Origin of the sequence: Streptomyces niveiscabiei (genome assembly GCF_033794345.1) — a bacterium.
Lineage (GTDB): Bacteria > Actinomycetota > Actinomycetes > Streptomycetales > Streptomycetaceae > Streptomyces > Streptomyces niveiscabiei.
Genome location: NZ_JARAYJ010000026.1, coordinates 63,547 through 89,491, shown reverse-complemented (window position 1 = coordinate 89,491; position 25,945 = coordinate 63,547). Strand labels below are relative to the sequence as shown.

The 25,945-nt window shown below is 69.8% G+C and carries 22 protein-coding genes, 2 tRNA genes and 1 CRISPR repeat array (1 of these 25 cut by a window edge); of the genes, 17 read left to right on the top strand and 7 right to left on the bottom strand.

Going from position 1 to position 25,945, the window contains the following annotated elements:
- Positions 1-1,189: a CRISPR direct-repeat array (repeat unit 29 nt; unit sequence GGGAACACCCCCGCGTGCGCGGGGACCAC); it reaches 365 nt to the left of the window's first position.
- Positions 1,190-1,715: 526 nt separating this feature from the next.
- On the top strand, positions 1,716-2,111 hold the full coding sequence (locus tag PV682_RS29950; RefSeq protein WP_319734907.1) for a hypothetical protein: 396 nt from the start codon (positions 1,716-1,718) through the stop codon (positions 2,109-2,111).
- 78 nt (positions 2,112-2,189) lie between these two features.
- Positions 2,190-2,441 (top strand): hypothetical protein, encoded by a 252-nt coding sequence (locus PV682_RS29945; protein ID WP_319734906.1) that lies wholly within the window; start codon positions 2,190-2,192, stop codon positions 2,439-2,441.
- A 4-nt stretch (positions 2,442-2,445) separates the two neighbouring features.
- Here PV682_RS29945 and PV682_RS29940 read toward each other — a convergent pair whose 3' ends face one another.
- Complete coding sequence (locus PV682_RS29940) at positions 2,446-3,111, bottom strand: DsbA family protein (protein ID WP_319734905.1); 666 nt, start codon at positions 3,109-3,111, stop codon at positions 2,446-2,448.
- Between the two features lie 188 nt (positions 3,112-3,299).
- Here PV682_RS29940 and pepN point away from each other — a divergent pair, with 188 nt between their 5' ends.
- Positions 3,300-5,846 carry an aminopeptidase N gene (pepN, locus tag PV682_RS29935; protein WP_319734904.1) on the top strand — a complete coding sequence of 849 codons (2,547 nt, stop codon included), beginning with the start codon at positions 3,300-3,302 and terminating at the stop codon, positions 5,844-5,846.
- 62 nt (positions 5,847-5,908) lie between these two features.
- On the opposite strand, the gene PV682_RS29930 is transcribed toward pepN, so the two are convergent.
- A complete protein-coding gene (locus PV682_RS29930; RefSeq protein WP_319734942.1) occupies positions 5,909-6,430 on the bottom strand; it encodes a DUF2238 domain-containing protein in 522 nt (173 codons plus the stop codon).
- A 424-nt stretch (positions 6,431-6,854) separates the two neighbouring features.
- On the opposite strand from PV682_RS29930, the gene PV682_RS29925 reads away from it, so the two are divergent.
- Positions 6,855-7,847, top strand: coding sequence for a hypothetical protein (locus PV682_RS29925; RefSeq protein WP_319734903.1), 993 nt, complete (start codon positions 6,855-6,857; stop codon positions 7,845-7,847).
- A 331-nt stretch (positions 7,848-8,178) separates the two neighbouring features.
- A complete protein-coding gene (locus tag PV682_RS29920; protein WP_319734902.1) occupies positions 8,179-8,955 on the top strand; it encodes an SAM-dependent methyltransferase in 777 nt (258 codons plus the stop codon).
- A gap of 122 nt (positions 8,956-9,077) precedes the next feature.
- On the opposite strand, the gene PV682_RS29915 is transcribed toward PV682_RS29920, so the two are convergent.
- Together PV682_RS29915 and PV682_RS29910 are read right to left on the bottom strand one after the other, a co-directional pair.
- Positions 9,078-9,719 carry a superoxide dismutase gene (locus PV682_RS29915; RefSeq protein ID WP_319734901.1) on the bottom strand — a complete coding sequence of 214 codons (642 nt, stop codon included), beginning with the start codon at positions 9,717-9,719 and terminating at the stop codon, positions 9,078-9,080.
- Between the two features lie 102 nt (positions 9,720-9,821).
- Entirely contained in the window at positions 9,822-11,186 is a 1,365-nt protein-coding gene (locus PV682_RS29910; RefSeq protein WP_319734900.1) for an amino acid permease, read from the bottom strand.
- Between the two features lie 220 nt (positions 11,187-11,406).
- On the opposite strand from PV682_RS29910, the gene PV682_RS29905 reads away from it, so the two are divergent.
- Complete coding sequence (locus PV682_RS29905) at positions 11,407-11,988, top strand: biotin transporter BioY (RefSeq protein ID WP_319734899.1); 582 nt, start codon at positions 11,407-11,409, stop codon at positions 11,986-11,988.
- Positions 11,989-12,111: 123 nt separating this feature from the next.
- On the opposite strand, the gene PV682_RS29900 is transcribed toward PV682_RS29905, so the two are convergent.
- Positions 12,112-12,831 carry a hypothetical protein gene (locus PV682_RS29900; protein ID WP_319734898.1) on the bottom strand — a complete coding sequence of 240 codons (720 nt, stop codon included), beginning with the start codon at positions 12,829-12,831 and terminating at the stop codon, positions 12,112-12,114.
- A gap of 189 nt (positions 12,832-13,020) precedes the next feature.
- Between PV682_RS29900 and PV682_RS29895 the strand changes: the two genes are divergently transcribed.
- Positions 13,021-14,676, top strand: coding sequence for a serine/threonine-protein kinase (locus PV682_RS29895; protein WP_319734941.1), 1,656 nt, complete (start codon positions 13,021-13,023; stop codon positions 14,674-14,676).
- Here PV682_RS29895 and PV682_RS29890 read toward each other — a convergent pair.
- Positions 14,663-16,093, bottom strand: coding sequence for an amino acid permease (locus PV682_RS29890; protein ID WP_319734897.1), 1,431 nt, complete (start codon positions 16,091-16,093; stop codon positions 14,663-14,665). The genes PV682_RS29895 and PV682_RS29890 overlap by 14 nt on opposite strands.
- A 202-nt stretch (positions 16,094-16,295) precedes the next feature.
- On the opposite strand from PV682_RS29890, the gene PV682_RS29885 reads away from it, so the two are divergent.
- From PV682_RS29885 to PV682_RS29865, 5 genes are all read left to right on the top strand, one after another.
- On the top strand, positions 16,296-16,781 hold the full coding sequence (locus tag PV682_RS29885) for a ribose-5-phosphate isomerase (RefSeq protein ID WP_319734896.1): 486 nt from the start codon (positions 16,296-16,298) through the stop codon (positions 16,779-16,781).
- Positions 16,782-16,881: 100 nt separating this feature from the next.
- Positions 16,882-17,691: an Fpg/Nei family DNA glycosylase gene (locus PV682_RS29880; protein ID WP_319734895.1), complete on the top strand. Its 810-nt coding sequence runs from the start codon at positions 16,882-16,884 to the stop codon at positions 17,689-17,691.
- Positions 17,692-17,851: 160 nt separating this feature from the next.
- Positions 17,852-19,033: a PP2C family protein-serine/threonine phosphatase gene (locus PV682_RS29875; RefSeq protein ID WP_055723192.1), complete on the top strand. Its 1,182-nt coding sequence runs from the start codon at positions 17,852-17,854 to the stop codon at positions 19,031-19,033.
- Positions 19,034-19,067: 34 nt separating this feature from the next.
- Positions 19,068-19,826, top strand: a complete 759-nt coding sequence (locus tag PV682_RS29870) for a DUF6508 domain-containing protein (RefSeq protein WP_319734894.1) — start codon at positions 19,068-19,070, stop codon at positions 19,824-19,826.
- Between the two features lie 64 nt (positions 19,827-19,890).
- A complete protein-coding gene (locus PV682_RS29865; RefSeq protein WP_010355309.1) occupies positions 19,891-20,085 on the top strand; it encodes a hypothetical protein in 195 nt (64 codons plus the stop codon).
- 56 nt (positions 20,086-20,141) lie between these two features.
- Here the strand turns inward: PV682_RS29865 and PV682_RS29860 are convergent.
- A tRNA-Gly gene (locus tag PV682_RS29860) sits at positions 20,142-20,212 on the bottom strand.
- Positions 20,213-20,379: 167 nt separating this feature from the next.
- On the opposite strand from PV682_RS29860, the gene PV682_RS29855 reads away from it, so the two are divergent.
- The 5 genes from PV682_RS29855 (at position 20,380) to clpX (ending at position 25,883) form a co-directional block, all read left to right on the top strand.
- Positions 20,380-20,456, top strand: a tRNA-Pro gene (locus tag PV682_RS29855).
- 169 nt (positions 20,457-20,625) lie between these two features.
- Positions 20,626-21,999: a trigger factor gene (tig, locus tag PV682_RS29850; protein ID WP_319734893.1), complete on the top strand. Its 1,374-nt coding sequence runs from the start codon at positions 20,626-20,628 to the stop codon at positions 21,997-21,999.
- A gap of 244 nt (positions 22,000-22,243) precedes the next feature.
- The gene (locus PV682_RS29845; RefSeq protein ID WP_165854482.1) at positions 22,244-22,864 is read left to right on the top strand and encodes an ATP-dependent Clp protease proteolytic subunit; all 621 of its coding nucleotides are present in this window, start codon (positions 22,244-22,246) and stop codon (positions 22,862-22,864) included.
- Positions 22,865-23,731: 867 nt separating this feature from the next.
- Positions 23,732-24,412: an ATP-dependent Clp protease proteolytic subunit gene (locus tag PV682_RS29840; protein ID WP_319734892.1), complete on the top strand. Its 681-nt coding sequence runs from the start codon at positions 23,732-23,734 to the stop codon at positions 24,410-24,412.
- 181 nt (positions 24,413-24,593) lie between these two features.
- On the top strand, positions 24,594-25,883 hold the full coding sequence (gene clpX / locus PV682_RS29835) for an ATP-dependent Clp protease ATP-binding subunit ClpX (RefSeq protein WP_109362284.1): 1,290 nt from the start codon (positions 24,594-24,596) through the stop codon (positions 25,881-25,883).
- The last annotated feature ends 62 nt before the right edge of the window (positions 25,884-25,945 follow it).

Genomic DNA, 25,945 nt, shown 5'->3' with positions numbered 1-25,945 from the left:
CGGGAACACCCCCGCGTGCGCGGGGACCACGTCAGCGGGCCACGCCAGGGTGCCGTGTCCCCGGGAACACCCCCGCGTGCGCGGGGACCACCGATTTCGGGCTCCAGCCGGGCGCGGAGAACGGGGAACACCCCCGCGTGCGCGGGGACCACCACCCGGGGCTCGTCCAGGTCCTGGTGCCGGTCGGAACACCCCCGCGTGCGCGGGGACCACAAGGACGGTACGACGTGGACGCGTCGCGGTTCGGGAACACCCCCGCGTGCGCGGGGACCACCGAATTGAGGCTGTGTCAGACGCCGACAATCGGGGAACACCCCCGCGTGCGCGGGGACCACAAGCTGAAGTCGATCGCGCGAGAGCCTGTCCAGGGAACACCCCCGCGTGCGCGGGGACCACGGGCGTCGATGGATTGCTGGCTGGTCACGGTCGGGAACACCCCCGCGTGCGCGGGGACCACTCCGCGCCGAATCGAAGTCGAAATGACCCCCCGGGAACACCCCCGCGTGCGCGGGGACCACCTGTCTGAGGGGGAGCGCCCACTCCCGCCAGAGGGAACACCCCCGCGTGCGCGGGGACCACTGGGCGTCCAGAGCCTTGAGGACGAGGGCGGGGGGAACACCCCCGCGTGCGCGGGGACCACCTGGCGGATGGCGTCGGCCATCGCCTGCACCTGGGAACACCCCCGCGTGCGCGGGGACCACCCTTCCGATCGAGAGGGGTACCCCTCTCGACTGGGAACACCCCCGCGTGCGCGGGGACCACTCCCGGGTTGTGAACGAGAACTTCCTTTCACCGGGAACACCCCCGCGTGCGCGGGGACCACGCGGACATCGGCTACTACCCCGACTCCCGCACGGGAACACCCCCGCGTGCGCGGGGACCACTCGGCGCCGCCGACGTGCGCGCCGTGCAGGTAGGGAACACCCCCGCGTGCGCGGGGACCACAGCGACTTCAGCGACTTGGAGACGGTGCCCTTGGGAACACCCCCGCGTGCGCGGGGACCACACCCCGGCCTCGTGACCGGCGACATCGTGTCCGGGAACACCCCCGCGTGCGCGGGGACCACTGCCCCGCCACGGCGCCGACGTACAACGCGCTGGGAACACCCCCGCGTGCGCGGGGACCACTCGGGAAACCGGGCAACACCCAGGTGCGCCTGGGGAACACCCCCGCGTGCGCGGGGACCACAGTTCGTGGCCTGGGCCTTTAGCCGGGCGAGCGGTCGTTTCTCGTCACTTCCCGAGAACCGGACATTTCTCCACCCCTCCCTGAACCTCCGGACCAAACCCTATCCCCGCCACCCCTACCCACCCACCCCCGTCGAACTCCTCAACGCCCAGCCCCCGCCCGAGCCTCCCGCTGCTCACCGCCCCACGATCGTCGAAGGCCGAGTTCCCTCGACGCCCCCCAGTAGCCCGGCGCTTCAGCGAACGTCTGAACATCCCCGGCAGCAGAGACGTCCCCGGAAACGGATCCGACGTCAGCCTCCGCCCCCACGGGAGTTGGAGCGAGCGCCGTACCCCGGGGAAAGACGGAGCACTCAAGGGCCCGCAGAGACCACCGGCGCCAACACCCTCCACCCTTCTCCCCAGTCGGATACCCTCCAGCCCACCCGGAGCCACCTCGGGGGCACCGCGAAAGACGCCCTGCCCCGAGTCCAGCAACCTCCCGAGTCCAGCAACCTGTAGATCGCACAACGAGAGGACCCGTCGGTATGTCGATCCTCCTGGAGTTCGCCGTGCTTTCGGGGCTCGCGTTACTCACGGGCGCCGCTGTACGCGCAGCAACCCGGCGAAGATCCACCCGACGAGCCGCCATGGATGCCGGTGCCGCGAGCTTCCCCTGCCGGGTGACATGGAGAGAAGGGCTGGGCAGACGCGGAAGTGTGTACGGAAAGATCTCCGCACCCCCGGACGAAGAACCGACGTTCACCCGCCGCTGGGGCACCGGAATCAAACTCCCCCGCGGCCTGCACATCAATCAACAGCCCAGTTGGCGAACGGGTTTGACAACCCTCACGTACACCCCACCGGAACACGGCGAGATAAGAATCCTCCTCAGCGAGGGAGACGCCGAGAACGTGAAAAAGCTGCTCCGCGCGGAAGCGTGACGCAGAGCAGCTCAGCAAAACCCGCCCCTCCAGACGCCGCACGCCCTATGCTCCTCCCCCCGGTCAGAGGAGGCACGCATGCCCGACGTCCGATGCCCCAACCCCACCTGCGCGAAAGGCCCGCTGCGGCGATTCAGGGACCTGGTGGGTGCCGAGATCGCCGCAGCGGCGGAGGTCATGAGCCGTTTCGCGAGTGAACAGGGGGAGAGGTTCCGGCCGGCCGCGTATCACAGGTGCACCGGCACGGGCTGCCGCCGCATCCAGCGGAAGGACAACTGGCAGGTGGGCGGAAACCTGCCGGAGGAGCTGGAGATCCCGGCGGAACCCTGAACCCCTACTCGAAGATCGGCCCCTGCGTACGGGTCCGCTTGATCTCGTAGAACCCCGGCACGGAGGCGACCGCGATGGTCCCGTCCCAGAGACGGAGCGCGGCCTCACCCTTGGGAGCCGGGGTCACCACAGGCCCGAAGAAGGCGACTTCCTCACCGTCGGGCCCGGGCACCGCGATGACCGGCGTACCGACGTCCTGCCCGACCTTGTCGATGCCCTCCTTGTGGGAGGCGCGCAGCTCGGCGTCGAACTCGAAGTCCTCCTGGTGGGCGTAGTCGATGAGGTCGGCGGGCAGGCCGACGTCCGCCAGCGCCCCGGCGATCGATTCGAGCATCGGCCCTTCGTCGTCGCTGCCCATGGACGGCCCCTTGCCGCCGTTGTGGAAGCGCGTGCCGAGCGCGGTGTAGAGGGGACCGAGGACTTCGGAGCCGTGCTTCTGCCAGGCCGCGGCGACGACCCGGATCGGCTTCCACGCCTGCGTCTCCAGCAGCGCCCGGTACTCGGCGGGCAGCTGGTCGAGCTTGTCCTCGTTGAGGACGGCGAGGCTGAAGGGGTGCCAGCGGACCTCGATGTCGCGCTGCTTCTCGACCTCCAGGACCCAGCGGGAGGTCATCCAGGCCCAGGGGCACAGCGGGTCGAACCAGAAGTCGACGGGGGTCTTCTCGGACATGTCTCTCCTCAGGAGCGCCACGGCTGGGAACGTATGGGTATCCCTGTGCCAACGTACGACCCGCGCCAACCATTCCCAGGAGTGTTCCCCCATGTGTCGGGTCAGGCGCGCATGGCAGGATCGGTGCTGTCCAGGCGTACCGCGAACGGGTCGCGCCGAGTCCACGATTGTCTGAGGGAGTGCCGTCGGTGCCTGGTGAGAATCTGTCCCGCGACGAGGCCGGGGAGCGGGCCGCGCTGCTGTCGGTCGACGCGTACGAGGTGTCGCTGGACCTGCGTTCGGCGGTGGGCGACCCGGTCGGCGACCGTACGTTCCGCTCGGTGACGACGATCCGCTTCCGGTGCAGCGAGCCCGGCGCGACGAGCTTCGCCGACCTGATCGCGCCGAGCGTGACGGCCGTCTCCCTGAACGGCCGCGACCTCGACCCGGGCGAGGTGTTCGACGGCGCGCGCATCGCCCTGGAGGACCTGGCCGCCGAGAACGAGCTGGTCGTCGACGCGCAGTGCGCGTACTCCCGTACCGGCGAGGGCCTGCACCGCTTCGTCGACCCGGAGGACGGCGAGGTCTACCTCTACACGCAGTACGAGCCCGCCGACTCCCGCCGCGTCTTCGCCAACTTCGAACAGCCCGACCTCAAGGCGCCGTTCCGCTTCGAGGTGCGGGCGCCGGAGGGGTGGACCGTCTGGAGCAACGGAGTCGGGACCCAGACCGACGGGGTATGGCGGTTCGCGGAGACGAAGCCGATCTCGACGTACATCACGTGCGTGGTGGCGGGCCCGTACCACTACGTGACGGATACGTATGAGCGGGAACTGGAGGACGGCAGCCGACTGGAGATCCCCCTCGGCGCCATGTGCCGCAAGGGCCTCGCCCCCCACTTCGACGCGGACGACGTCTTCCTGATCACCAAGCAGGGGCTCGACTTCTTCCACGACCACTTCGACTACCCGTACCCCTTCGGGAAGTACGACCAGGCGTTCGTCCCCGAGTACAACCTCGGCGCGATGGAGAACCCGGGTCTGGTGACCTTCCGCGAGGAGTACATCTTCCGCGGCAAGGTCACCCAGGCGTCGTACGAGGCCCGCGCGAACGTCATCCTGCACGAGATGGCCCACATGTGGTTCGGCGACCTCGTCACCATGGAGTGGTGGGACGACCTGTGGCTCAAGGAGTCCTTCGCGGACTTCATGGGCGCCTTCGCCCTCGTCGGCGCGACCCGCTTCGAGAGCGGCTGGATCACGTTCGCCAACCGCCGCAAGTCCTGGGCGTACCGCGCGGACCAGCTCCCCTCCACGCACCCCGTCACCGCCGACATCCGCGACCTCCAGGACGCGAAGCTCAACTTCGACGGCATCACGTACGCGAAGGGCGCCTCCGTACTGAAGCAACTCGTCGCGTACGTCGGCCAGGACGCGTTCCTCGAAGGCGCGCGGCGCTACTTCAAGCGGCACGCCTACGGGAACACGCGCCTCGGGGACCTGCTGTCCGTCCTGGAGGAGACCAGCGGACGGGACATGGGGACCTGGGCCCGCTCCTGGCTCCAGACCGCCGGCCTCAACTCGCTGACGCCCGAGGTACGGGTCGAGGCCGGCCGGATCGCCGAACTCGCCGTGCTCCAGGAGGAGTTGCCCGCCCGCCCGCACCGGGTCGCGGTCGGCCTGTACCGGCGTACCCCGGACGGGGTCGTGCGCTATGCGCGCGCCGAGGTGGACGTCACCGGGGAGCGGACGGTCGTGCCGGAGCTGGCCGGCGCCGAGGCCCCCGACCTCGTGCTCGTCAACGACGACGACCTGACGTACTGCAAGATCCGGTTCGACGCACGGTCGTTGGAGACGCTGAAGGAGTCCCTCGGCGACATCGTCGACCCGCTCGCGCGCGCCCTGTGCTGGTCCGCGCTGTGGAACCTGACCCGGGACGCGCTGCTTCCCGCCCTGGACTTCGTGGAGTTGGTGGGCCGGTTCGCCCAACGGGAGTCCGATATCGGGGTGTTGCAGATGCTCCACGCCTGGGCCGGGTCCGCGCTCGTCAACTACGTACCGGCCGCCGGGCGTTCGGACGGGGAGGCGCTGATCGCGCGGGTCGCGCTGAGGGACCTCCGCGCCGCCGAGCCCGGCGGCGAGCCTCAGCTCGCCTGGGCCCGGTTCTTCGCGTCCGTCGCCTCGTCCGACGATGAACTCGCCCTGCTGCGGGGGCTGTTGGGCGGGTCCGAGAAGATCGCCGGGCTCGACGTCGACCAGGAGCTGCGGTGGACGTTCCTCGACGCCCTCGCCTCCCACGGGGCCGTGGGAGAAGGGGAGTTGGCGGCCGAGCTGGTCCGGGACGACACGGCTTCCGGGAAGCGGCACCACGTGCGCTGCCTCGCGTCCCGCCCCTCCGCCGCCGTCAAGGCGCAGGCCTGGGCCCAGGTCGTCGAGGGCGACGCACTGTCCAACGCGCTCGTCGGCGCGACCATCGCCGGGTTCGCGCGGTCGTCCCAGCGGGAGTTGACCGCGCCGTACGTCGCCAAGTACTTCGACGCCATCGAGCGGGTCTGGGCCGAGCGGTCCATCCAGATCGGGGTGGATGTGGTGTCGGGGCTGTTCCCGGCGTATCCCGTGCCGGGGGCCGAGCTTTCCGTGCTGGAGGCCGCCGACGCCTGGCTGGCGTCGCACGAGGAGGCCGCGCCCGCGCTGCGCAGGCTCGTGCTGGAGGGGCGCGACGATCTGGCTCGGGCGCTGAAGGCGCAGGGGCTGTAGGGGAGTTGACGCCGGGCGGGCCGGCGGGAACGCCGGCCCGCCACCGAGGCCGTCACGCGGCTTCAGAGCCGGGCCAGCTGCCGGTCGTGCCACCTGCTGAGCAGCAGCAGCGCGACGGTGGCACCGATCAGCGCGCAGAACATGTCCCACTGGGTGTCCCACACATCGCCCTGCGTCGCCAGGAAGTCGTCCGCCGCGTGCCCGCCGACGACCGCCGCCGCCCACTCGAACATCTCGAAGAGCGCGCTGAAGGCCAGGCACGCGCAGACCGTGAGCGGCGCCAGCCAGCGGCTGCCGCGCAGCGGCGAGGTCCGGCTCAGCAGCTCCCGTACCAGGATGGCCGGCACGAAGCCCTGCATCAGGTGCCCGAACCGGTCGTACGGATTCCGCGCCAGCCCCAGCCCGTCCCGCACCCACTCGCCCAGCGGCACCCGGGCGTAGGTGTAGTGCCCGCCCAGCGCCAGCACCAGCGCGTGCGCCGCGAGCAGGCAGCACAGCAGGCCCGTCAGCGGGAAGCGCCGCCAGGTCACGACGGCCAACGGCAGCCCGATCAGCACCCACACCACTTCCAGCAGCCAGGTCATCCGGTCGTACGGCGCCCAGGCGGAGACGGCGACCCCCGCGACCGCCACCGCGGCACAGACGCGGGGGAGCGCGGAGGGCTGATCCAAGGGGGTCGCCGTACGGCCACGGACAGGTGCGGACAGGGACATCGGAGGCGCTCCTTCTTCTCGGCAGCCTCATCATGGCGGGCCCGGGTTCCGGTGCCATGAGTACGACTACTCAGACCGGAAAGCTTTGGCCCTATGGCCAGCAATTCTGCTTTCGGTGACCGTTACGGAATTCGGCCACTCAAACCCGTAACCTCCGCCATCCGCCCCCGGTACCAGCGATTTTCGCCGCTTATCGGCATCCGAACATCCGTCCTTTAGTGCGGCGTTGTCCGCATTTGTCGACGAGCGTGTAACACCGGTTAAAGCGCCGGATGCCCGCGGGAATCCCGATTCCATGAACGCCGACACCCCCCGCAGCTGCGCCGCCACCGACTCCGCCCTCCTGACGGCCCATCAACTCCGTTCCCACGGAATCTCCCAGGCCGAGACGAACGAACGCTGCCGGCCCGGCGGGCCCTGGCAGCAGGTGCTGCCGGGGGTGTACGCGCTGCACGCCGGGCGGCTGACCGACGAGGAGCGCGTACGGGGTGCGCTCCTCTACGCCGCCCGGGAGAACCGGAGTTCGGCGGTACCCCGGCAGGGCACCCCCGACGCCGAGTCCATGCTCACCGGCCTCGCGGCCCTCCGTCTCCACGGCTTCGCCTCCCTCCCCGCCGACGACCGCATCGACGTCCTCGTCCCCCGCCTGCGCCGCCTGCGCTCCACGGGGTACGTCCGCATCATCCGCACCGCGGCCCCACCAACTCCCTTGCTCCTCAACGGCGTTCCCACGGCCCCCGCCGCCCGCGCCCTCGCCGACGCGCTCACCGACCTCACCGACCCCGGCGCCGTACGCCGCCTGATGGCGGAGGCGGTACGCGACGGCCACTGTGAACCGGCGGCAGCCGTACGGGAGTTGAGCCGGGCGAAGCTCCTGACGCAACCGCATGTCGTGGACGCGGTCGATGCGTTGCTGGCCGAGAGCCGAGCCCTCGCCGAGAACCGCCTCTACCGCCTGGTCCGCGACCACGCCCTCCCCGACCCCCTCTGGAACGTCGACCTCCGCCTCCCCGGCGGCCCCCACCTCGGCGGCCTCGACGCGTACTGGCCCGACCACGCGGTCGCCCTGGAACTCGACATCCGCACCCCCCACCAGAACGACGACGCCCTCTGGACGGACCACGCCCGCAAACGCGAAACCCTGGAACGCCTCGGCATCACAGTCGTCCACATCACCCCCCGCAAACTCCGCGAGTCGATGGAACAGCAAGCGATGGTGCTCCGCACAGCCCTCCTCGCCGCCGCCGACCGCCCACCGTCCGCCTATGTCGTGGTGCTGCCCCGGTAAATCAGGAGGGGAACCGGGGCAGCACCCGGGGGGAAAGAAGGGGGCACCCGGCCACCACGCCGGGCGCCCCCTCCTCCGTACGGAGGAATGAACCTGGACCGCGTCGACTCAGGAAGTGAACGTTGGGAAGTAAGACCCAGAGGGGAGGATCGAAGCGACTCATTCCAGATCTCGCAGACATCGCCACGACTCCCAGCAACGCCAGCATCGCCTCCGAGGCGTTCACCGGCTACCGGGCCATCGGCTGACACCTTCACCCGCCCAGGCTCTCGGTACCCCGTCAACTCGAAGCCCTCGCGCGCCAGTTCCCCCAGAGGGCACCATGGAGCGCATGACGAAGATCGACAGCACGGTGCCGCACTCGGCCCGCATCTGGAACTACTGGCTCGGCGGCAAGGACAACTACCCGGTGGACGAGGCGGCGGGGGACGCCTACACGGCGGTGTTCCCCGGGATCGTCACCATCGCCCGCAGCAGCCGCGCTTTTCTGGGCCGTTCCATCCGGTACCTCGTGGAGGAGGCGGGTGTGCGGCAGTTCCTGGACGTGGGGACGGGCCTGCCGACCGCGGAGAACACGCACGAGGTCGCGCAGCGGTACGCGCCGGAGTCGAAGATCGTGTACGTCGACAACGACCCGCTGATCCTCGCGCACGCGCGCACGCTGCTGTACTCCTCGCCGGAGGGGAAGACGGCGTACGAGCACCTTGACCTGTACGACCCGGAGCGCATCATCGAGGCGGCCGGCAGGACGCTCGACCTGGAGCAGCCGGTCGCGTTGATCCTGAGCGGCATCCTCGGCCATGTCGACGGCTACGACCGCGCCCGGGACCTGGTCCGCGCGTTCCTCGCGGGGCTCCCCTCGGGCAGCTACCTGTCCCTCAACGAGGGCTCGCGGGGCACGGACCCGGCGTACGAGCACGCGCAGGACGGCTACAACGAGACCGGCGCGGTCCCGTACTTCCTGCGCCCCATCTCCGAGATCGAGGGCTACTTCGAGGGGCTGGAGCTCGTGGAGCCGGGAGTCGTCTCCGTACCGCTGTGGCGCCCCGAGCCCGGCGCGGACACGACGCCGATCGGGCAGCACGGGGGGCTCGGCCGCAAGCCGTAACGCCTCAACTCCAGGTACAGGAAGCCCCCGTGAGTCACGTCCTCACGGGGGCTTCCCTCAATCCGCCCGCCCCAGGTGAAAGTTGAGAAGACGATCACGAGGCAGGACGCTCACGAGGAACCTCAGGGGTTCAGCAGCAGCACATCCGTACGGGACTTCGCGGCGGCGTAACGCTTCGCGACGTCCTGCCAGTTGACGACCGCCCACATCGCGTCGATGAAGTCGACCTTCTGGTTCTTGTACTGGAGGTAGAAGGCGTGCTCCCAGGCGTCGAAGACGAGGATCGGCGTGGAGCCCTGGCCGACGTTGCCCTGGTGGTCGTAGACCTGCTCGACGATCAGGTGCCCGCTGAGCGGCTCGTAGGCGAGGACGCCCCAGCCGGAACCCTGCGTCGTGGCGGCGGCCTTGGTGAGCTGCGCCTTGAACCCGGCGAAGGAGCCGAAGGACTCGGTGATGGCGTCGGCCAACTCCCCGACCCCGTCGGCCGCGAGGGGCTCGCCGCCGCCGTCGCCGGTCATGTTGTGCCAGTAGATGGAGTGCAGGATGTGCCCGGAGAGATGGAACGCGAGGTTCTTCTCCAGCCCGTTGACCGCTCCCCACACCTCCTTGTCCCGCGCCTCCGCGAGCTGCTCCAGCGTGTCGTTGGCGCCCTTCACGTACGCCGCGTGGTGCTTGTCGTGGTGCAGCTCGATGATCTCGGGGCTGATGACGGGGGCCAACGCGGAGTAGTCGTACGGGAGTTCAGGCAGCGTGTAGACGGGCATGGGGGTCCTCTCAGAACCTTTCCTGCGCACTGTTTCTTATTGCGACCAGTATGCAATTAGAGATTAGCAGCAGGAGCCCCGCCCGTCAGCGAGCCCCGCCCGTCAGCCCTTCCTCGCCCGCTGCCACCCGTACCCCGCCCCCGCCAGCACCACCGTCATCGCCCCCGTCCACACCAACTGCGTCCGCGTATCCCCCTCCCGGGCCATCAGCACGAACACCGCCACCATCCCCGCCAGCGCGACCCACGTCAGCCACGGGAACGCCCACATCCGCACGACGAGCCGCTCCGGCTCCGTACGCCCGCGCAGCAGCAGCTGGGACACGGCGATGAAGATCCACACGACGAGGATGACCGCGCCGATCATGTTCAGCAGCCACATGAAGACGTCGTCGGGCCGCCAGTACGACAGCAGCACGCACCCGAACCCGACGACCGACGAGACGAGGACGGCGACCCGCGGCACCCCGCCGGACACGGTGCCCAGAGCCTTCGGCGCCTGCCCGCGCTCCACCAGCGAGTACGCCATGCGCGAGGCGCCGTAGATGTTCGCGTTCATCGCGGAGAGCAGGGCGACGAGGACGATGACGTTCATGAGCTGACCGGCGCCCGGGATGCCGAGGTGGTCGAGGGCGGCGACGTACGGGCCCTTCTCCGTGACCTCCTTCGAGTCCCAGGGGACCAGCGTCACGATGACGGCCATCGAGCCGACGTAGAAGAGGGCGATGCGCCACATCGCCGTACGGACCGCGCTCGCCACGCCCCGGACGGGGTCCTCGGACTCGGCCGCCGCGATCGTGACGGTCTCCAGACCGCCGTACGCGAAGACCGTCGCGAGCAGGCCGATCACGAAGCCCTCGCCGCCGTTGGGGACGAGGTCGGTGAGGTTGGCGGTGCCCGGCGCGTCCGTGCCGGGCAGCAGCCCCGCGATGGCCAGCACGCCGAGGACCAGGAACAGGGAGATCGCCCCGACCTTCAGCGCCGCGAACCAGAACTCGAACTCGCCGAAGTTCTTCACGGCCGCGAGGTTCATCCCGCAGAACACGACCATGAACAGGGCGACCCACATCCACTCCGGCGTCCCCGGCAGCCACCCCGTCACGATCTTCGCGGCGCCGATGCCCTCAAGCCCGACGACCGTGCAGAGCAGGATCCAGAACGCCCACCCGACCGTGAACCCGGCCCACGGCCCGATCGCGCGCTCGGCGTGCGAGGAGAACGACCCCGACGACGGGTACGCCGCCGACATCTCGCCCAGCATCCGCATCACCAGCATCACGAGGGCGCCGGACAGGGCGTAGGCGAGGACGATCGAGGGACCGGCGGCGGCGATGCCGGAACCGGAGCCGACGAACAGGCCGGCGCCGATGACCCCGCCCAGGGCGATCATCGACAGGTGGCGCTGTTTGAGGGCGTGCGTGAGACCGGGCGCGGTCGCGGGGGTCTCGGAAGTGGTGCGTATGGGCATGGGCGCGGCTCGTCCAATGCGGTAGGTGGGCAAAGGGTTCCACCCTACCGACGCCGGTCACGTTCCCTCCGTGACCGGAATCACGTGTGGGGGAGCGGTTTGTGTAGAGCCCACCAATGCGCTGACCTGCCGTTTGTCGACGCCTGACGGTTCGCGGCCCAAGGAGTCTGGGATAGCGTCCTTAGGTCCCCCTTATCCACCGTCCCCGCGGAGTCCTTGTATGAGCACCCTCGCCGCAACGTCCGCCCCCGGGCGGGTCCTCGCCGATCTCCTCCCTGCCGGCCGCGTCCGCGACGCCGCGCTCGTCGTGGGCGGTGCCGCCCTCACCGGCCTCGCCGCCCAGCTCGCGGTCCCGGTCCCCGGCTCCCCCGTCCCGGTCACCGGCCAGACCTTCGCCGCGCTGCTCGTCGGTACGTCGCTGGGCGCGGGCCGCGGCTTCCTCGCGCTCGCCCTGTACGCCGTCGCCGGGGTCGCTGGCGTCCCGTGGTTCGCCGAGGGCGCGTCCGGCGCGGGCATGGTGTCCTTCGGCTACGTCCTCGGCCTGCTGCTGGCGTCCACGGCCGTCGGCGCGCTGGCCCGCCGGGGCGCGGATCGCACCGTGTGGCGCATGGCCGGCGCGGTCGTGCTGGGCGAGGCCCTGATCTACGCGATCGGCGTCCCGTACCTCGCGTACGCCGCGGACCTGTCGGCGTCCCAGGCGGTTGCCGCGGGCCTGACCCCGTACCTCCTCGGCGACGCGCTCAAGGCGGCGCTGGCGATGGGGCTGGTGCCGGGGGTCTGGAAGCTGCTCGAACGACGGTAGTTGGTCGGCTGCGGGCCGGTGGGGGTTGTTCGCGCAGTTCCCCGCGCCCCTAAAAAAGACCGACGGTTGCCCGGGCTTTAGAGGCTCGCGAGATCGCTCTCGCGAGCCTCTTCGGCGTTTCTCCTACCGGAGTTTCCCCTCGCGGCGGCGGTGCGACCACCAGATGCCCGCTGCCCCCGCCGTCAGGAGCGCCGCTCCCGTCGCCCCCAGCGGGAGCAACTCGTCTGCCGGGCCCGTGTTGGGGAGTTGGTCCGCGCCCGGTGTCACCGGCTTGTTGTCCGTGCCCAGGAGGAGCGGGGTCGCGGGGGCGTTGGGGGCGGGGTTGGAGGAGCCGAAGGGGACCGGGCCCTGCTGCCAGTACGTCTTTTTGCCGTCCGCCGACTGGACGGGAAGGCAGATCTTGCCCTGCTTCTTGAGGTCGTAGGTGGCATCGACTTTGTACGACTTCGTCGCGCCCGCCGCCAAGGTGTCGATCGGGCAATTGAAACCGCTGTTCGAGCCCTCCGGGAGGTTTTCTTTCGGGAGCTGCGTACAGCCTTCCACGCCGTTGATCGAAAGGCCCTCGAAACCGACGACCAGGAGCCTGATCCGGCCGCTCTCCTTCGTGCCCTCGTTTTTCACGGTCGCGGTGAGAGTGGTTTTGCTGGTGCTGTTGTCGACCGAGATGCGCTCGGGAAGTGTCGTGGTCGGTTTGACGCCGGCCGGCGCGGGATCGACCGCCTTGCCGCCCTTGCCACTGCCGGGCCCCTCGTCCGCGCCCGCCTGCGGCGCCAGGACCAGCACCGCGACCAGCCCGGCCGCGACGGCCGCACCGGCGGCAGCCCTACCGTGTCGAGAACTCATGTCCGTCCCCCTCTTTCGCTCCCCCTGATACCGCACCTGAATTCGCGGTACTTGAAGAGGTACCACAAGATTTCCCGCCACTATGCTGGTACGGCCTGAAGTGTGACCATTGTGTTTCCGGTGGTACGGCCGGTGAAAGGGAGCAGTGGATTGCCGAGGAACAGCAGCAGCGGCGGTGTTCCCGGGCTTTTGGTGGCCGGGCGATATCGGTTGGCCGTCAGTATCGGGCAGGGGGGAATGGGGCGGGTGTGGCGGGCCGCCGACGAAATGCTGGACCGCCTGGTCGCGGTCAAGGAAATACGCATCGACGGCACGGACGCGGAGGACACCAGGACCCGCCGCGAACGCACCCTGCGCGAGGCCCGCGCGACCGCCCGCATCGACCACCCCAACGTGGTCCGCGTCTACGACGTCGTCGACGAGGGCGAACTCCTGTGGATCGTCATGGAGTTGGTCCAGGGCCGCTCCCTGGAGCGGATCACCGTCGAGGACGGCCCCCTCGGCCCCGTCGCCGCCGCCGGGGTCGGCCTCGGACTCGTCGCCGCGCTCCGGCGGGTCCACGCGCGAGGAGTCCTGCACCGGGACATCAAACCCGGGAACGTCCTGGTCGAGGGTGACGGCGACCGGGTCGTCCTCACCGACTTCGGCATCGCCGCGATCCAGGACGCCAAGGCGCTCACCATGGTCGGCATGCTCGTCGGCTCCCCCGACTACATGGCCCCCGAGCGCGTCTCCGGCCGCCCCCAGGGCCCGCCGTCCGACATCTGGTCGGTGGGAGCGACCCTGTGCGCGGCACTCGCCGGCCACTCCCCGTTCGCCCGCGACACGACGATGGCGACGCTGCACGCGGTCCTGTACGAGGAGCCTCGACTCCCCGACAGCGCGGGCGAGTTGGCCGGAGTGCTGGGGCGGCTCCTGGAGAAGGAGCCCGAAGCGCGGCCGGACCTCGCCGAGTTGGAGACGGAACTGCGCAGGGTGGCGTTCCCGGAACCGACGCCGACGGTACGGGTGGGGTTCGGGGAGGCGCCGCAAGCAACACAGGCGCCGCCGGTGACGCAGATACCGCAAGCGGCACAGACCCCGCAGCCGACCCCGCTGCCCTACGCCTCACAGGCCACCCAACCCGACCCCGCCCAGGCCCAGTTGCCACCCCCACCCCCACCCGACCTCACCACCACCCCGCTGCCCCGTCCCCCCAGGACTCCGCCCTCCCCCTTCGCCACGCCGCCCACCACCCCCCGAGAACCGCCCCGCCACCGCCGTACAACCGCCCTCGCCGCGGCCGGAGTCGCCGCGGTGGCCGCGATCATCGTCACCGCCGTCCTCCTCACCTCAGGCGGCGACCCCGACCGCGAGGCGACCGGCACGACCACGACCCCCGCCCCCACGCCCACGGTCGAGGGCACCGCCCGCCCCCGCACCCCGCCCCCCGGCACCCACGAGGAAGCCGGCGGCTACGCCTGGAAGACCCCCGCCGGCTGGCGGCGGGACGTGAAGACCGGCGCCGAGGTCCACTACACGTCCCCCGACGGCACCCAGGAACTCCTCGCCAAGTCGGCTCTCGCGCGAGGCACGTTGATCGACTCGTGGCGCAAGTCCGAGCTGGACGCGCACCGTGGCCAGAACTACCGCAAACTCCGCCTGGAGGAGACGGAGTTCAGAGGCAACCCGGCGGTCGTGTGGGAGTACACGTTCACGCTGAAGGGCACCCCCTGGCACGCCCGGCTGCTCGGGTTCGACCAGGACGGGAAGTCGTTCCAGGTCAACACGTGGTACCAGCCGGGCGTGGAGGAGAGTGCCCTCAAGGTCTACGAGGAGGTGAAGGAGAGCTTCACCGTGCTGTGACGCCGTCCCGCGCCCGCAGCCGCGACTTCACGACGGCCACGGCGAGGACACCGGCCGCGACGAGCAGCGACAACAGCACGGTCGTCCGGCCGTCGTGCTCCGTGTCGGTCAGCATGTAACCGAGCACGAACACGATCAACCCGGCCGTCGCCCACGTCAGATACGGGTACAGCCACATCTTCACGACGAGCTTCTCCGGCGCCTCCGCCTGGATGATCTTCCGCATCCGCAGCTGCGAGAAGCAGATGACGAGCCACACGAACAGGGCGACCGCACCGGAGGAGTTGACCAGGAAGAGGAACACCGAGTCCGGGTACGCGTAGTTGAAGAACACCGCGACGAACCCGAACACCACGGACGACAGGATCGCCGCCAGCGGCACACCCCGCGAAGTGGTCCGCGCGAACGACTTCGGCGCGTCCCCGCGCTGGCCGAGCGAGAACGCCATCCTGGACGCCGTGTACAGACCGGAGTTGAGACACGACAGCACCGACGTCAGCACGATGAAGTTCATGATCTGCCCGGCGTGCGCGATCCCGAGCGAGTCCAGCGCGGCGACGTACGAACCCTCGTCCTTGATCGACGGGTCGTTCCACGGCAGCAGCGTGACCACCACGAAGATCGACCCCAGGTAGAACACCGCGATCCGCCAGATCACACTGTTCGTCGCCTTCGTCACCGCCTGCCGCGGGTTCTCCGACTCACCCGCCGCCAGCGTCGGGATCTCGCTCCCCATGAACGAGAAGACGACGAGCAGGACGCCGGTGAGGATCGCGCCGGCGCCGTTCGGCAGGAAGCCGCCGTGGTCCGTGAGGTTCCCGAGCCCCGCCTTGTCGCTCTCCACACCCGGCAGCACCCCGAACACCGCGAGCCCGCCGACCACGATGAACGCGCCGATCGCCACGACCTTGATCCCGGCGAACCAGAACTCGAACTCGCCGTACGAGCCGACCGACACCAGGTTCGTGGCGGTCAGCACGACCATCACGATCAGCGCCCAGCCCCACTGCGGCACGGCCGGGATCCACGACTCCAGGATCTTCGCCCCGGCCGTCGCCTCCACCGCCAGCACCACGACCCAGAAGAACCAGTACAGCCAGCCGATCGTGAACCCCGCCCACGGGCCGAGCGCGCGGTCCGCGTGCGCCGAGAACGAGCCCGACGTCGGGTTCGCCACGGACATCTCGCCCAGCATCCGCATCACCAGCACCACGAGCGTGCCGACGAGCGCGTACGACAGGAGGATGCCGGGCCCCGCGGTCGCGATGCCGGTGCTCGACCCGACGAACAGACCGGCGCCGATCACCCCGCCGATCGCGATCATCGACAGGTGCCGGTTCTTCAGTCCCGCCTGGAGGCCGGGGCCGGGTTCCTGGGGGTTCTCGGGAGCCTTGGAGAGAGTCGGGGGAGAAGTCATCGGGGACGTCCTTCGCGCGGCGTGGGGGAGAGGGGAGGGGTGCGAGTGCTGGCGGCCAGTGAAACGGAGGTGAAGCTGTCCGTGTACCTGCCATTAAGGATCGGCGACGACTGTGATCTGGACGTTTCGTCGAACTACCGATGCGCGCCGCCCGGCGCACACCCCTGACTCTCCCCGGCAACCCGCATGTCACACTCGTCCCATGCGCGTGTACCTAGGCTCCGACCATGCCGGCTTCGAACTCAAGAACCACCTCGTCGACTGGCTCAAGGCAGCCGGCCACGACCCCGTCGACTGCGGCCCCCACATCTACGACGCCCAGGACGACTACCCCCCCTTCTGCCTCCGCGCCGCCGAACGCACCGCGTCCGACCCCGACTCCCTCGGCATCGTCATCGGCGGCTCCGGCAACGGCGAACAGATCGCCGCGAACAAGGTCAAGGGCGTCCGGGCGGCCCTGGCCTGGAGCGAGGAAACAGCCTCCCTGGGCCGCCAGCACAACAACGCCAACGTCATCGCGGTGGGCGCCCGCATGCACACCCAGGACGAGGCCGCCAAGTTCATCGAAACCTTCCTCGCGACCCCTTTCTCCGGTGACGAACGCCACATCCGCCGCATCGACATGCTGAGCGCGTACGAAACGACGGGCGACCTCCCGGAGATCCCCGCACACCACCCGCAGCAGTAGAGGGAGCAGGGGGCCGGACGGCCCCCTCTCAAGGCCGGCCCGCACATTTCGGCCTGTCCGGCGATTGAGGACGCCCCTTCGAAGGATGAGAGGAAGCACTGTGCCGGAAGGCCACACGATCCACCGCCTGGCACAGGACTACGCGGCCCGCTTCCAGGACACCGCCCCCGAAGTGACCAGCCCCCAGGGCAAGTTCTCGGACTCCGCGGCCCTCCTCACCCGAACGGAACTCACCTCCACCGAGGCCCACGGCAAACACCTCTTCCTGGCCTTCGGCGACACGGCCTGGATCCACATCCACCTGGGCCTCTTCGGCAAGGTCACCTTCGGCGACACCCCCGCGCCCCCGCCCACGGACACGACCCGCCTCCGCCTGACGAACAAGACGACGTACGTGGACCTGAAAGGCCCGACGACCTGCGCCTTGATCACCCCGGAGGAGAAGCGGGCGATACACGACCGCCTCGGCCCGGACCCCCTGAGGGACGACGCGACCCCGGAATCGGCGTACGCCAGAATCCACCGCAGCCGCACGACGATCGCCGCCCTCCTCCTGGACCAGAAGATCATCGCGGGAGTCGGAAACGTGTACCGCGCGGAAGTCCTGTTCCGGCACAACATCGACCCGTACCGCCAGGGCAGGCACATCACGGAGCCGGAGTGGACCGGCATCTGGACGGACCTGGTGGACCTGATGCGGGAGGGCGTGAAGAACAACCGCATCGACACGGTCCGCCCGCAGCACACCCCGGAGGCGATGAACCGCCCCCCGAGGGTGGACGACCACGGCGGCGAGGTCTACGTGTACCGCCGCACGAACCAGCCCTGCCACCTCTGCGGCACGACGATCCGCACAGCCGACCTCGCGAACCGCAACCTCTTCTGGTGCCCGACCTGCCAAACCGCGTGATCACCCCGAACCACCCCAACCCGGGACGACCGATCGAATTCCGCCCTCCCCGCACACGAACCGCTCCCCATGAAGTTCACTGGGAGGCCGAACCTCGGACGGGGGACAAGTGGGACCTCCCGTGCCAAGCGGCGGGTTGGATGGATAGGGTCCCGAACTAATGGCAGCAGGACGACAGCGGCGCGCGGAAGCCGAGACGTTCACGGCCCGGTTGCGGCATCTGATGCACCGGGTCCGCACCGGCCTGCGCAGAAGCGCGGTGGACTACTTCCGCGGCGACGGCTCGGACTGGATAGCGCTGGCCGGCCTCCTCCTCACCGTCCCGGTCATCATGATGGCGACGCTGGCGAACTCGGTGTGGTTCTCCCCGGCGGCCCTGGTCCTCCCGATCGTGGCCGGCGGCCTCCTGCTGCGCCCCTCCAGCCTGCTGGCCCTGTACGCGGCGGCGGCGACGGCCCTGATCATCGAGTCGGTCCAGCTGGGCCCGTACACGGAGGGCCCCTCCAGGGTGACCCCCGGCGTGGTCCTGGTGGTCGCGGCGTGCGGCTTCTTCGGCCTGCTGATCGCCCAGTTCCGCAGCCGGGTCGGCGTCCCGTGGCGCCGGGGCGGCACGATGCTGTTCGACCTGCGCGAACGCATCCGCGTCCAGAGCAAGCTCCCGAAGCTCCCGCCCGGCTGGCACCGCGAGATGGCGCTGCGCCCGGCGGGCGGCCAGTCGTTCTCCGGCGACTTCGTGGTCGCCGCGCGCACGAACGGCGGCCGGACGATGGAGGTCGTCCTCACGGACGTATCGGGCAAGGGCATGGACGCGGGCTCGCGGGCCCTCCTCCTGTCCGGCGCCTTCGGCGGCCTCCTCGGCTCGCTGCCCCCGCACGCCTTCCTCCCGGCCGCCAACGGCTACCTCCTGCGCCAGGACTGGGACGAGGGCTTCGCGACCTCCATCCACCTGGTCCTGGACCTCGACTCGGGCGACTACGAGCTGTACTCGGCGGGCCACCCGCCGGGCCTCCAGCTCAGCGCGGGCAGCGGACGCTGGGAGGAGAAGGCTGCGGAGGGCCCCCTCCTCGGCGTCTACGAGGGCGCCCAGTTCGACCCGGTGAAGGGCACCCTGCGCCCCGGCGACGTCCTGATGCTCTTCACGGACGGCCTGGTGGAGACCTCCGACCGCGACATCGTCGAGGGCATAGACCGCTTGACGGGCGAGGCCGACCGCTACGTCGCGGGCGGCTTCCAGGGCGCCGCCTGGCACCTCATCGAAGCGGTCGCGAAGGACGTCAACGACGACCGGGCCCTCCTCCTCGTCTGCCGCGAGGGCCCCACGGCATCGTCGGCCCGCTTCTGAGACGAGGCCGCGCCCCGGCCCGGAAGGACACCCCATGACCAGGCCGCCCACCGGCCTCCCCGACCCCCGCCACCCCGTCTGGTACTTCCCCGTCACCGCCCCCACCGGCGAGACCGCCGGCTACGCCTGGGCCGACCACACCCGCGCCGAGACCGGCTGGCTCCACCGCCGCGCCCACAGCACCGCCGTCCACGACCTCGCCGAGGAGTGGGCCAAGAAGCTGTACGAGGCCGGCGAGCGCCCCGGCGTCCAACCGCTGCTCCTGCTCGCCGGGTTGAGCCGCGAACCCGGCGCGGGCGAGGTCCTGGGCGCGAGCGGCATGGACGTCGTGCACCGCCTCGCCCACCGCGTCGAGGACTCCGACGATCACCGCCTCCTCGCCGAACTGAGCCCCCGAGGGGCCGACGAGTGGCGGGAGTTGAGAGAGGCGTACGAGGCGCTCACGGACGCGGACCGGAAGGTGGAGTGGGGCGGCGGGGAGAGATCGGAGAGCGGCGCGATCCAGGTCCCGTACCCGAAGTACAGCGCGCCCCTGTGGCGTGTGGTCGCCGCCCTGTACGAACTCGGCGCGGTCACCCCGGAACACCGCTGGACGGAGTGGCCCTGGCCCGAACTCCCCGCCGGCGGACGGCTCCTGCCCGCCGACGCCGTACGCGCCGCGACCGCGCTGCTGCGGGCCGAGCGGATGTCCGAGGGCGGAATCGACAAGGCCGCACAGAACGGACTCTTCGACGCGATCGTCGTCTCGCTGCTCACCTGTTCGCCACCAGTTGGTGGGCAACACCCCGCATGACATGCGCCTGTTGGTGGCACGATGGTCTCGGGAGAGCGAACCGACCTAGGGCGTGTGATCAGTCATGGCCATTTCTCTGTCAGTGGTGCTGCTGTTGGCGATCGTCCTGGTGGTCATGATCCGTAGCGGCAGCATCAAGGGCGGCCCGGCGGTCGTCGCCGTCCTCTTCGGCTTCTTCCTCGCCTCGACCGGCCTCGCGCCGACGATAAACGACCTCATGAACTCGATCACGAAGGCGATCGCCGACATCAACTTCTGACATGACGAGAGCCGGGCCGGAGGATCAACCTCCGGCCCGGCTCGGGTCGTTCACAGAGCGGGCGACGGGAATCGAACCCGCGTAGCCAGTTTGGAAGACTGGGGCTCTACCATTGAGCTACGCCCGCACACAATGCGCCGCAGGTCAGAGAAGCCCGCGACACAGGAGCATCGTAGCGGCTGATCCCCCTTTGCCGCACACCCCTTCCGCCGCCCCGGGCTGATGCGCCCGTGCGCCCGCGGAATGCGGCGGCCGGACCGCGTCCGGGCATGTACCCTACGTGTCGCACCAGCACGGGGTATGGCGCAGCTTGGTAGCGCGTCCGCTTTGGGAGCGGAAGGCCGTGGGTTCAAATCCCGCTACCCCGACCACCTTCGCGATCACCGCGGTGATCGGCTTTGGGGGGCCTCGGCGGCTGCGGTTACTATGCAGGCTGCACGCCCGTGTCTCTCACTCTCTGGAAGTCTCCGGGCGGCGATCGGCCGGACCAATCGAGGTCCCGGCGGAAACCAAGAAGTCAGCCCCCAAGGAGACCGAACCGTGAAGAGCGCCGTGGAGACCCTGAACCCGACTCGGGTTCGGCTCAGCATCGAGGTGCCCTTCGAGGAGCTCAAGGACAGCCTCGACGCGGCGTACAAGAAGATCAACCAGCAGGTCACGGTCAAGGGCTTCCGCAAGGGCAAGATCCCGGCCCGGGTCATCGACCAGCGCTTCGGCCGCGGTGCGGTGCTGGAGGAGGCCGTCAACGACGCCCTCCCGAGGTTCTACACCGACGCCGTGAACGAGGCCGAGCTGAGCGTCCTGGGCCAGCCCGAGGTCGACATCACGGAGCTGAAGGACGGCGAGACGCTGAACTTCACCGCCGAGGTCGACGTCCGCCCCGCCCTCGAACTCCCCGAGGACTTCTCCTCCATCGAGGTCGAGGTCGACGCGGTCGAGGTCACCGACGAGGACGTCGAGAAGTCCGTCGAGCAGCTCCGTGAGCGCTTCGCCTCCACCTCCCCGGTCGAGCGCGCCGCCGAGGACGGCGACGTCGTCACCGTCGACCTGGAGGCCAAGGTCGACGGCGAGGTGCTGGAGGACGGCATCGCCAACGGCGTCTCCTACACCATCGGCTCCGGCGAGCTGCTGGAAGGCATCGACGACGCCGTCAAGGGCCTGGAGGCCGGTGGCGAGGCCACCTTCACCTCCGAGCTGAAGGGCGGCACCGGCGCGGGCAAGGAGGCCGAGGTCACCGTCAAGGTCACCCAGGTCGCCGCCCGTGAACTCCCCGAGCTGGACGACGAGTTCGCGCAGCTCGCCTCCGAGTTCGACACGCTGGAGGAGCTGAAGGCGGACAGCCGCAAGCGCCTGGAGAACATGAAGCAGTACGACCAGGCCACGCAGGCCCAGGAGCGCGTCCTGGAGAAGCTCCTCGACATCGTCGAGGTGCCGGTGCCCGAGAAGCTCCTCGAAGAGGAGATCAACACCCGCAAGCACAACCTGGAGCACCACCAGCTGCCCCAGATGGGCCTCGAACTCGACAAGTACCTGGAGCTCCAGGGCAAGACCGCCGAGGAGTTCGACACCGAGACCCGTGACGCCGCGGTCAAGGGCATCAAGACCCAGTTCGTCCTCGACGAGCTGACCAAGCGCGAGAAGCTCTCCGTGAACCAGGAGGAGCTGACCGAGCACCTCATGCGCCGCGCGGCTTCCTCCGGCATGTCCCCCGACCAGTTCGCGCAGGCCGTCGTCGAGGGCAACCAGGTCCAGCTGCTCGTCGGCGAGGTCGCCCGCGGCAAGGCCCTGGCCCTGGTCGTCGAGTCCGCCACGGTGAAGGACACCAACGGCGAGGTCATCGACCTCGACGACGAGGACGAGGACGACGCCGAGGCCGCTTCCGAGGAAGCGTCCGAGGAGAAGGCCGACGCCTGAGCGGTAGCAGACTGACGACGGGCCCCGGGTTCTTCCGAACCCGGGGCCTGTTCGTTCGTTTCCGGTCTTCGTCGGGGCGCGGGTCTACGCCCCCGGCGAACACCAACCTTTGCGGGATTCCCCGAACGGACCCGCGCGTTAGGGTCCATGGATAGAGGGCCTGCGTTATCGGCTGGACAGCCGAAGGCCCCCGCAGGGAAACGTGAGACGGCCCGGCGCCGTCGTAAGACGAGCAGGTGGATACGTGACGAATCTGATGCCCTCCGCCGCAGGCGAGCCGTCTATCGGCGGTGGACTCGGCGACCATGTCTACAACCGTCTGCTCAACGAGCGGATCATCTTCCTCGGCCAGCCGGTGGACGACGACATCGCGAACCGGATCACCGCGCAGCTGCTGTTGCTGGCCGCCGCGGACCCCGCCAAGGACATCAACCTCTACATCAACAGCCCCGGCGGCTCCATCACGGCCGGCATGGCGATCTACGACACGATGCAGTTCATCAAGAACGACGTCGTGACGATCGCGATGGGCCTCGCCGCCTCCATGGGACAGTTCCTCCTCAGCGCGGGCACCCCGGGCAAGCGCTTCGCGCTCCCGAACGCCGAGATCCTGATCCACCAGCCGTCCGCCGGCCTCGCCGGTTCGGCCTCGGACATCAAGATCCACGCCGAGCGCCTCCTCCACACGAAGAAGCGCATGGCCGAGCTGACGTCCCTCCACACCGGCCAGTCCGTCGAGCAGATCACCCGCGACTCCGACCGTGACCGCTGGTTCGACGCCCACGAGGCCAAGGAGTACGGCCTCATCGACGACGTCATCGCCACAGCCGCCGGCATGCCGGGCGGCGGCGGCACCGGGGCGTAGCCCTCCGGGGGTCACCCAGGGAGACGGGACTTGACGGGGCCGGGTTCGACAGAGCCGGCGCCCCCACCCGGGCCCTGCGAGGTCCCCCCGGGACCGGTCCGAAGGGGTCCGAATCCCCACGGCGCCGGACTCGGAGGCCGACGAGCCCTGGACCCGCAAGGCTCGCGGCCCGCAGGAGCCGGCCCGGAACCTCGTGGCCGAGCCGGACGGCTCGGAATCCTCGGGGGACCGGACGGGTTCGGAACTCCAGGCCGGAACGGAACCTCGGAGGGACCGAACCGGACGGGTCCGGGACTCGCGAGGGGACAGGTCCGGATGGTTCGGAACCTCAGGGGACCGGGGCCCGAAGGGCTCGGGAGCCTGCGGTGGGCAGCTGGAAGGGCCGCCCCCGGAAGGGACCGGCCGGACGGCTCCGGAACCCGTGAGGGAACGCCCCGCGCGGACCCACCCCTGGGACGGGCCCCGCGAGGCGGCTCCGGCCCGAGGCCCCGCAGGACCCCGAAGTCCCGCAGAGCCCGCTGGAGCCCCGCGAGGGCCCCGGCGGGTCACAGGAAGCCCGGCAGAGCCTCCCGAGGGCTCCGGAGGGCCGCAGGACCCGCGAGGGCCCCGTGACCCCGAGGGCCCGCCGGACCGGTCAGGGCCCGAGAGGATCCGGCGAGTCCGTCGGCCCGGGGGACCCGGCAGGAACCCGGCGAGCCCCCAGGGCCCCGCAGGGAACCGCCGGACCGCCAGGGCCCCGCGAGTCCGTCAGGACCCGCGGGCACCCGCCCGTGAAGCCCCGCAGGGCCCCGCCCCGCCCCGACCCCCGACCACGCCCGTCCGCCCCACCACCAGCCACCGCCCAGCACAGCCTTCTCAGGAGACACCGTGAACAGCTTTCCCGGCAGCGGACTGCACGAGAGCGCCCAGGCCGAGTACACCGGCCCGAAGGCCGAGTCCCGCTATGTGATCCCGCGCTTCGTCGAGCGCACCTCGCAGGGCATCCGCGAGTACGACCCGTACGCGAAGCTCTTCGAGGAGCGGGTCATCTTCCTCGGCGTCCAGATCGACGACGCGTCCGCCAACGACGTCATGGCGCAGCTGCTGTGCCTGGAGTCGATGGACCCGGACCGGGACATCTCGGTCTACATCAACAGCCCCGGCGGCTCGTTCACCGCGCTGACCGCGATCTACGACACCATGCAGTTCGTGAAGCCGGACATCCAGACGGTCTGCATGGGCCAGGCGGCCTCCGCCGCGGCGATCCTGCTGGCCGCCGGCACCCCCGGCAAGCGCATGGCCCTGCCGAACGCCCGCGTCCTGATCCACCAGCCCTACAGCGAGACGGGCCGGGGCCAGGTCTCGGACCTGGAGATCGCGGCCAACGAGATCCTGCGCATGCGCGGCCAGCTGGAGGACATGCTGGCCAAGCACTCGACCACGCCGATCGAGAAGATCCGCGAGGACATCGAGCGCGACAAGATCCTGACCGCCGAGGACGCGCTCGCGTACGGCCTGGTCGACCAGATCATCTCCACCCGGAAGATGAACAACGCGTCCATCCGTTGACGCGCGGGCGAATCCGTCTGCCGCCCCTTGGCACGGTTTGACACGGTCCACGTCAAAGTGAACCGTGCCAAGGGGGACCCGAACGGGGGGTCAGGCAAGGTACCGTCGACATAAGGCAGCACCAGGAGCCGCTGGACTCGTAAGCGTCCAGGCGTCTCCCATGGCGAAGGGGAAGCACACCGTGGCACGCATCGGTGACGGCGGCGATCTGCTCAAGTGCTCGTTCTGCGGCAAGAGCCAGAAGCAGGTCAAGAAGCTCATCGCAGGGCCTGGTGTGTACATCTGCGACGAGTGCATCGATCTCTGCAACGAGATCATCGAGGAGGAGCTCGCGGAGACGAGCGAGGTGCGCTGGGAGGAACTCCCCAAGCCCCGCGAGATCTACGAGTTCCTGGAGGGGTACGTCGTCGGCCAGGAGGCCGCGAAGAAGGCCCTCTCGGTAGCGGTGTACAACCACTACAAGCGCGTCCAGGCCGGTGAGAACGGCGGCGGCCAGAGCCGCGAGGACGCCATCGAGCTCGCGAAGTCCAACATCCTCCTGCTCGGCCCCACCGGCTCGGGCAAGACGCTCCTCGCCCAGACCCTCGCGCGCATGCTGAACGTCCCGTTCGCCATCGCCGACGCGACGGCGCTGACCGAGGCCGGGTACGTCGGCGAGGACGTCGAGAACATCCTGCTGAAGCTGATCCAGGCGGCCGACTACGACGTCAAGAAGGCCGAGACGGGGATCATCTACATCGACGAGATCGACAAGGTCGCCCGCAAGAGCGAGAACCCGTCGATCACCCGTGACGTGAGCGGCGAGGGCGTCCAGCAGGCCCTGCTGAAGATCCTGGAGGGCACGACCGCGTCGGTGCCCCCGCAGGGCGGACGCAAACACCCGCACCAGGAGTTCATCCAGATCGACACGACGAACGTCCTGTTCATCGTGGGCGGCGCCTTCGCCGGACTGGAGAAGATCATCGAGGCCCGCGCGGGCGCCAAGGGCATCGGCTTCGGCGCGACGATCCGCTCCAAGCGCGAACTCCAGTCGAAGGACCAGTTCGAGGAGGTCATGCCGGAGGACCTCGTCAAGTTCGGCATGATCCCCGAGTTCATCGGCCGCCTCCCCGTCATCACCTCGGTCCACAACCTGGACCGCGAGGCCCTCCTCCAGATCCTCATCGAGCCCCGCAACGCCCTGGTCAAGCAGTACCAGCGCCTCTTCGAACTCGACGGCGTGGAGCTGGACTTCGAGCGCGAGGCCCTCGAAGCCATCGCCGACCAGGCGATCCTGCGCCAGACCGGCGCCCGCGGCCTGCGCGCCATCATGGAGGAAGTCCTCCAGGGCGTGATGTACGAGGTCCCGTCCCGCAAGGACGTGGCACGGGTCGTCATCACCGCGGACGTCGTCCTCTCCAACGTCAACCCGACGCTGATCCCGAGGGATTCGCGCGGCGGCCGGGGGCCGGGGGAGCAGAAGTCCGCGTAGCACCCGGACAGTTACGTGGATGAGGGGCCCGGAATCGATTCCGGGCCCCTCATCCACGTACG

Bases quoted from the DNA above. Each gene is read 5' to 3' on its own strand.
- PV682_RS29900 (WP_319734898.1), bottom strand. From the start codon at position 12,831: ATGAGTTCTCGACACGGTAGGGCTGCCGCCGGTGCGGCCGTCGCGGCC.
- PV682_RS29870 (WP_319734894.1), top strand. From the start codon at position 19,068: ATGACCAGGCCGCCCACCGGCCTCCCCGACCCCCGCCACCCCGTCTGG.
- PV682_RS29950 (WP_319734907.1), top strand. From the start codon at position 1,716: ATGTCGATCCTCCTGGAGTTCGCCGTGCTTTCGGGGCTCGCGTTACTC.
- PV682_RS29930 (WP_319734942.1), bottom strand. From the start codon at position 6,430: ATGACCTGGCTGCTGGAAGTGGTGTGGGTGCTGATCGGGCTGCCGTTG.
- PV682_RS29885 (WP_319734896.1), top strand. From the start codon at position 16,296: ATGCGCGTGTACCTAGGCTCCGACCATGCCGGCTTCGAACTCAAGAAC.
- PV682_RS29865 (WP_010355309.1), top strand. From the start codon at position 19,891: ATGGCCATTTCTCTGTCAGTGGTGCTGCTGTTGGCGATCGTCCTGGTG.
- PV682_RS29920 (WP_319734902.1), top strand. From the start codon at position 8,179: ATGACGAAGATCGACAGCACGGTGCCGCACTCGGCCCGCATCTGGAAC.
- PV682_RS29925 (WP_319734903.1), top strand. From the start codon at position 6,855: ATGAACGCCGACACCCCCCGCAGCTGCGCCGCCACCGACTCCGCCCTC.
- PV682_RS29905 (WP_319734899.1), top strand. From the start codon at position 11,407: ATGAGCACCCTCGCCGCAACGTCCGCCCCCGGGCGGGTCCTCGCCGAT.
- PV682_RS29910 (WP_319734900.1), bottom strand. From the start codon at position 11,186: ATGCCCATACGCACCACTTCCGAGACCCCCGCGACCGCGCCCGGTCTC.
- PV682_RS29875 (WP_055723192.1), top strand. From the start codon at position 17,852: ATGGCAGCAGGACGACAGCGGCGCGCGGAAGCCGAGACGTTCACGGCC.
- PV682_RS29915 (WP_319734901.1), bottom strand. From the start codon at position 9,719: ATGCCCGTCTACACGCTGCCTGAACTCCCGTACGACTACTCCGCGTTG.
- PV682_RS29945 (WP_319734906.1), top strand. From the start codon at position 2,190: ATGCCCGACGTCCGATGCCCCAACCCCACCTGCGCGAAAGGCCCGCTG.
- PV682_RS29940 (WP_319734905.1), bottom strand. From the start codon at position 3,111: ATGTCCGAGAAGACCCCCGTCGACTTCTGGTTCGACCCGCTGTGCCCC.
- PV682_RS29890 (WP_319734897.1), bottom strand. From the start codon at position 16,093: ATGACTTCTCCCCCGACTCTCTCCAAGGCTCCCGAGAACCCCCAGGAA.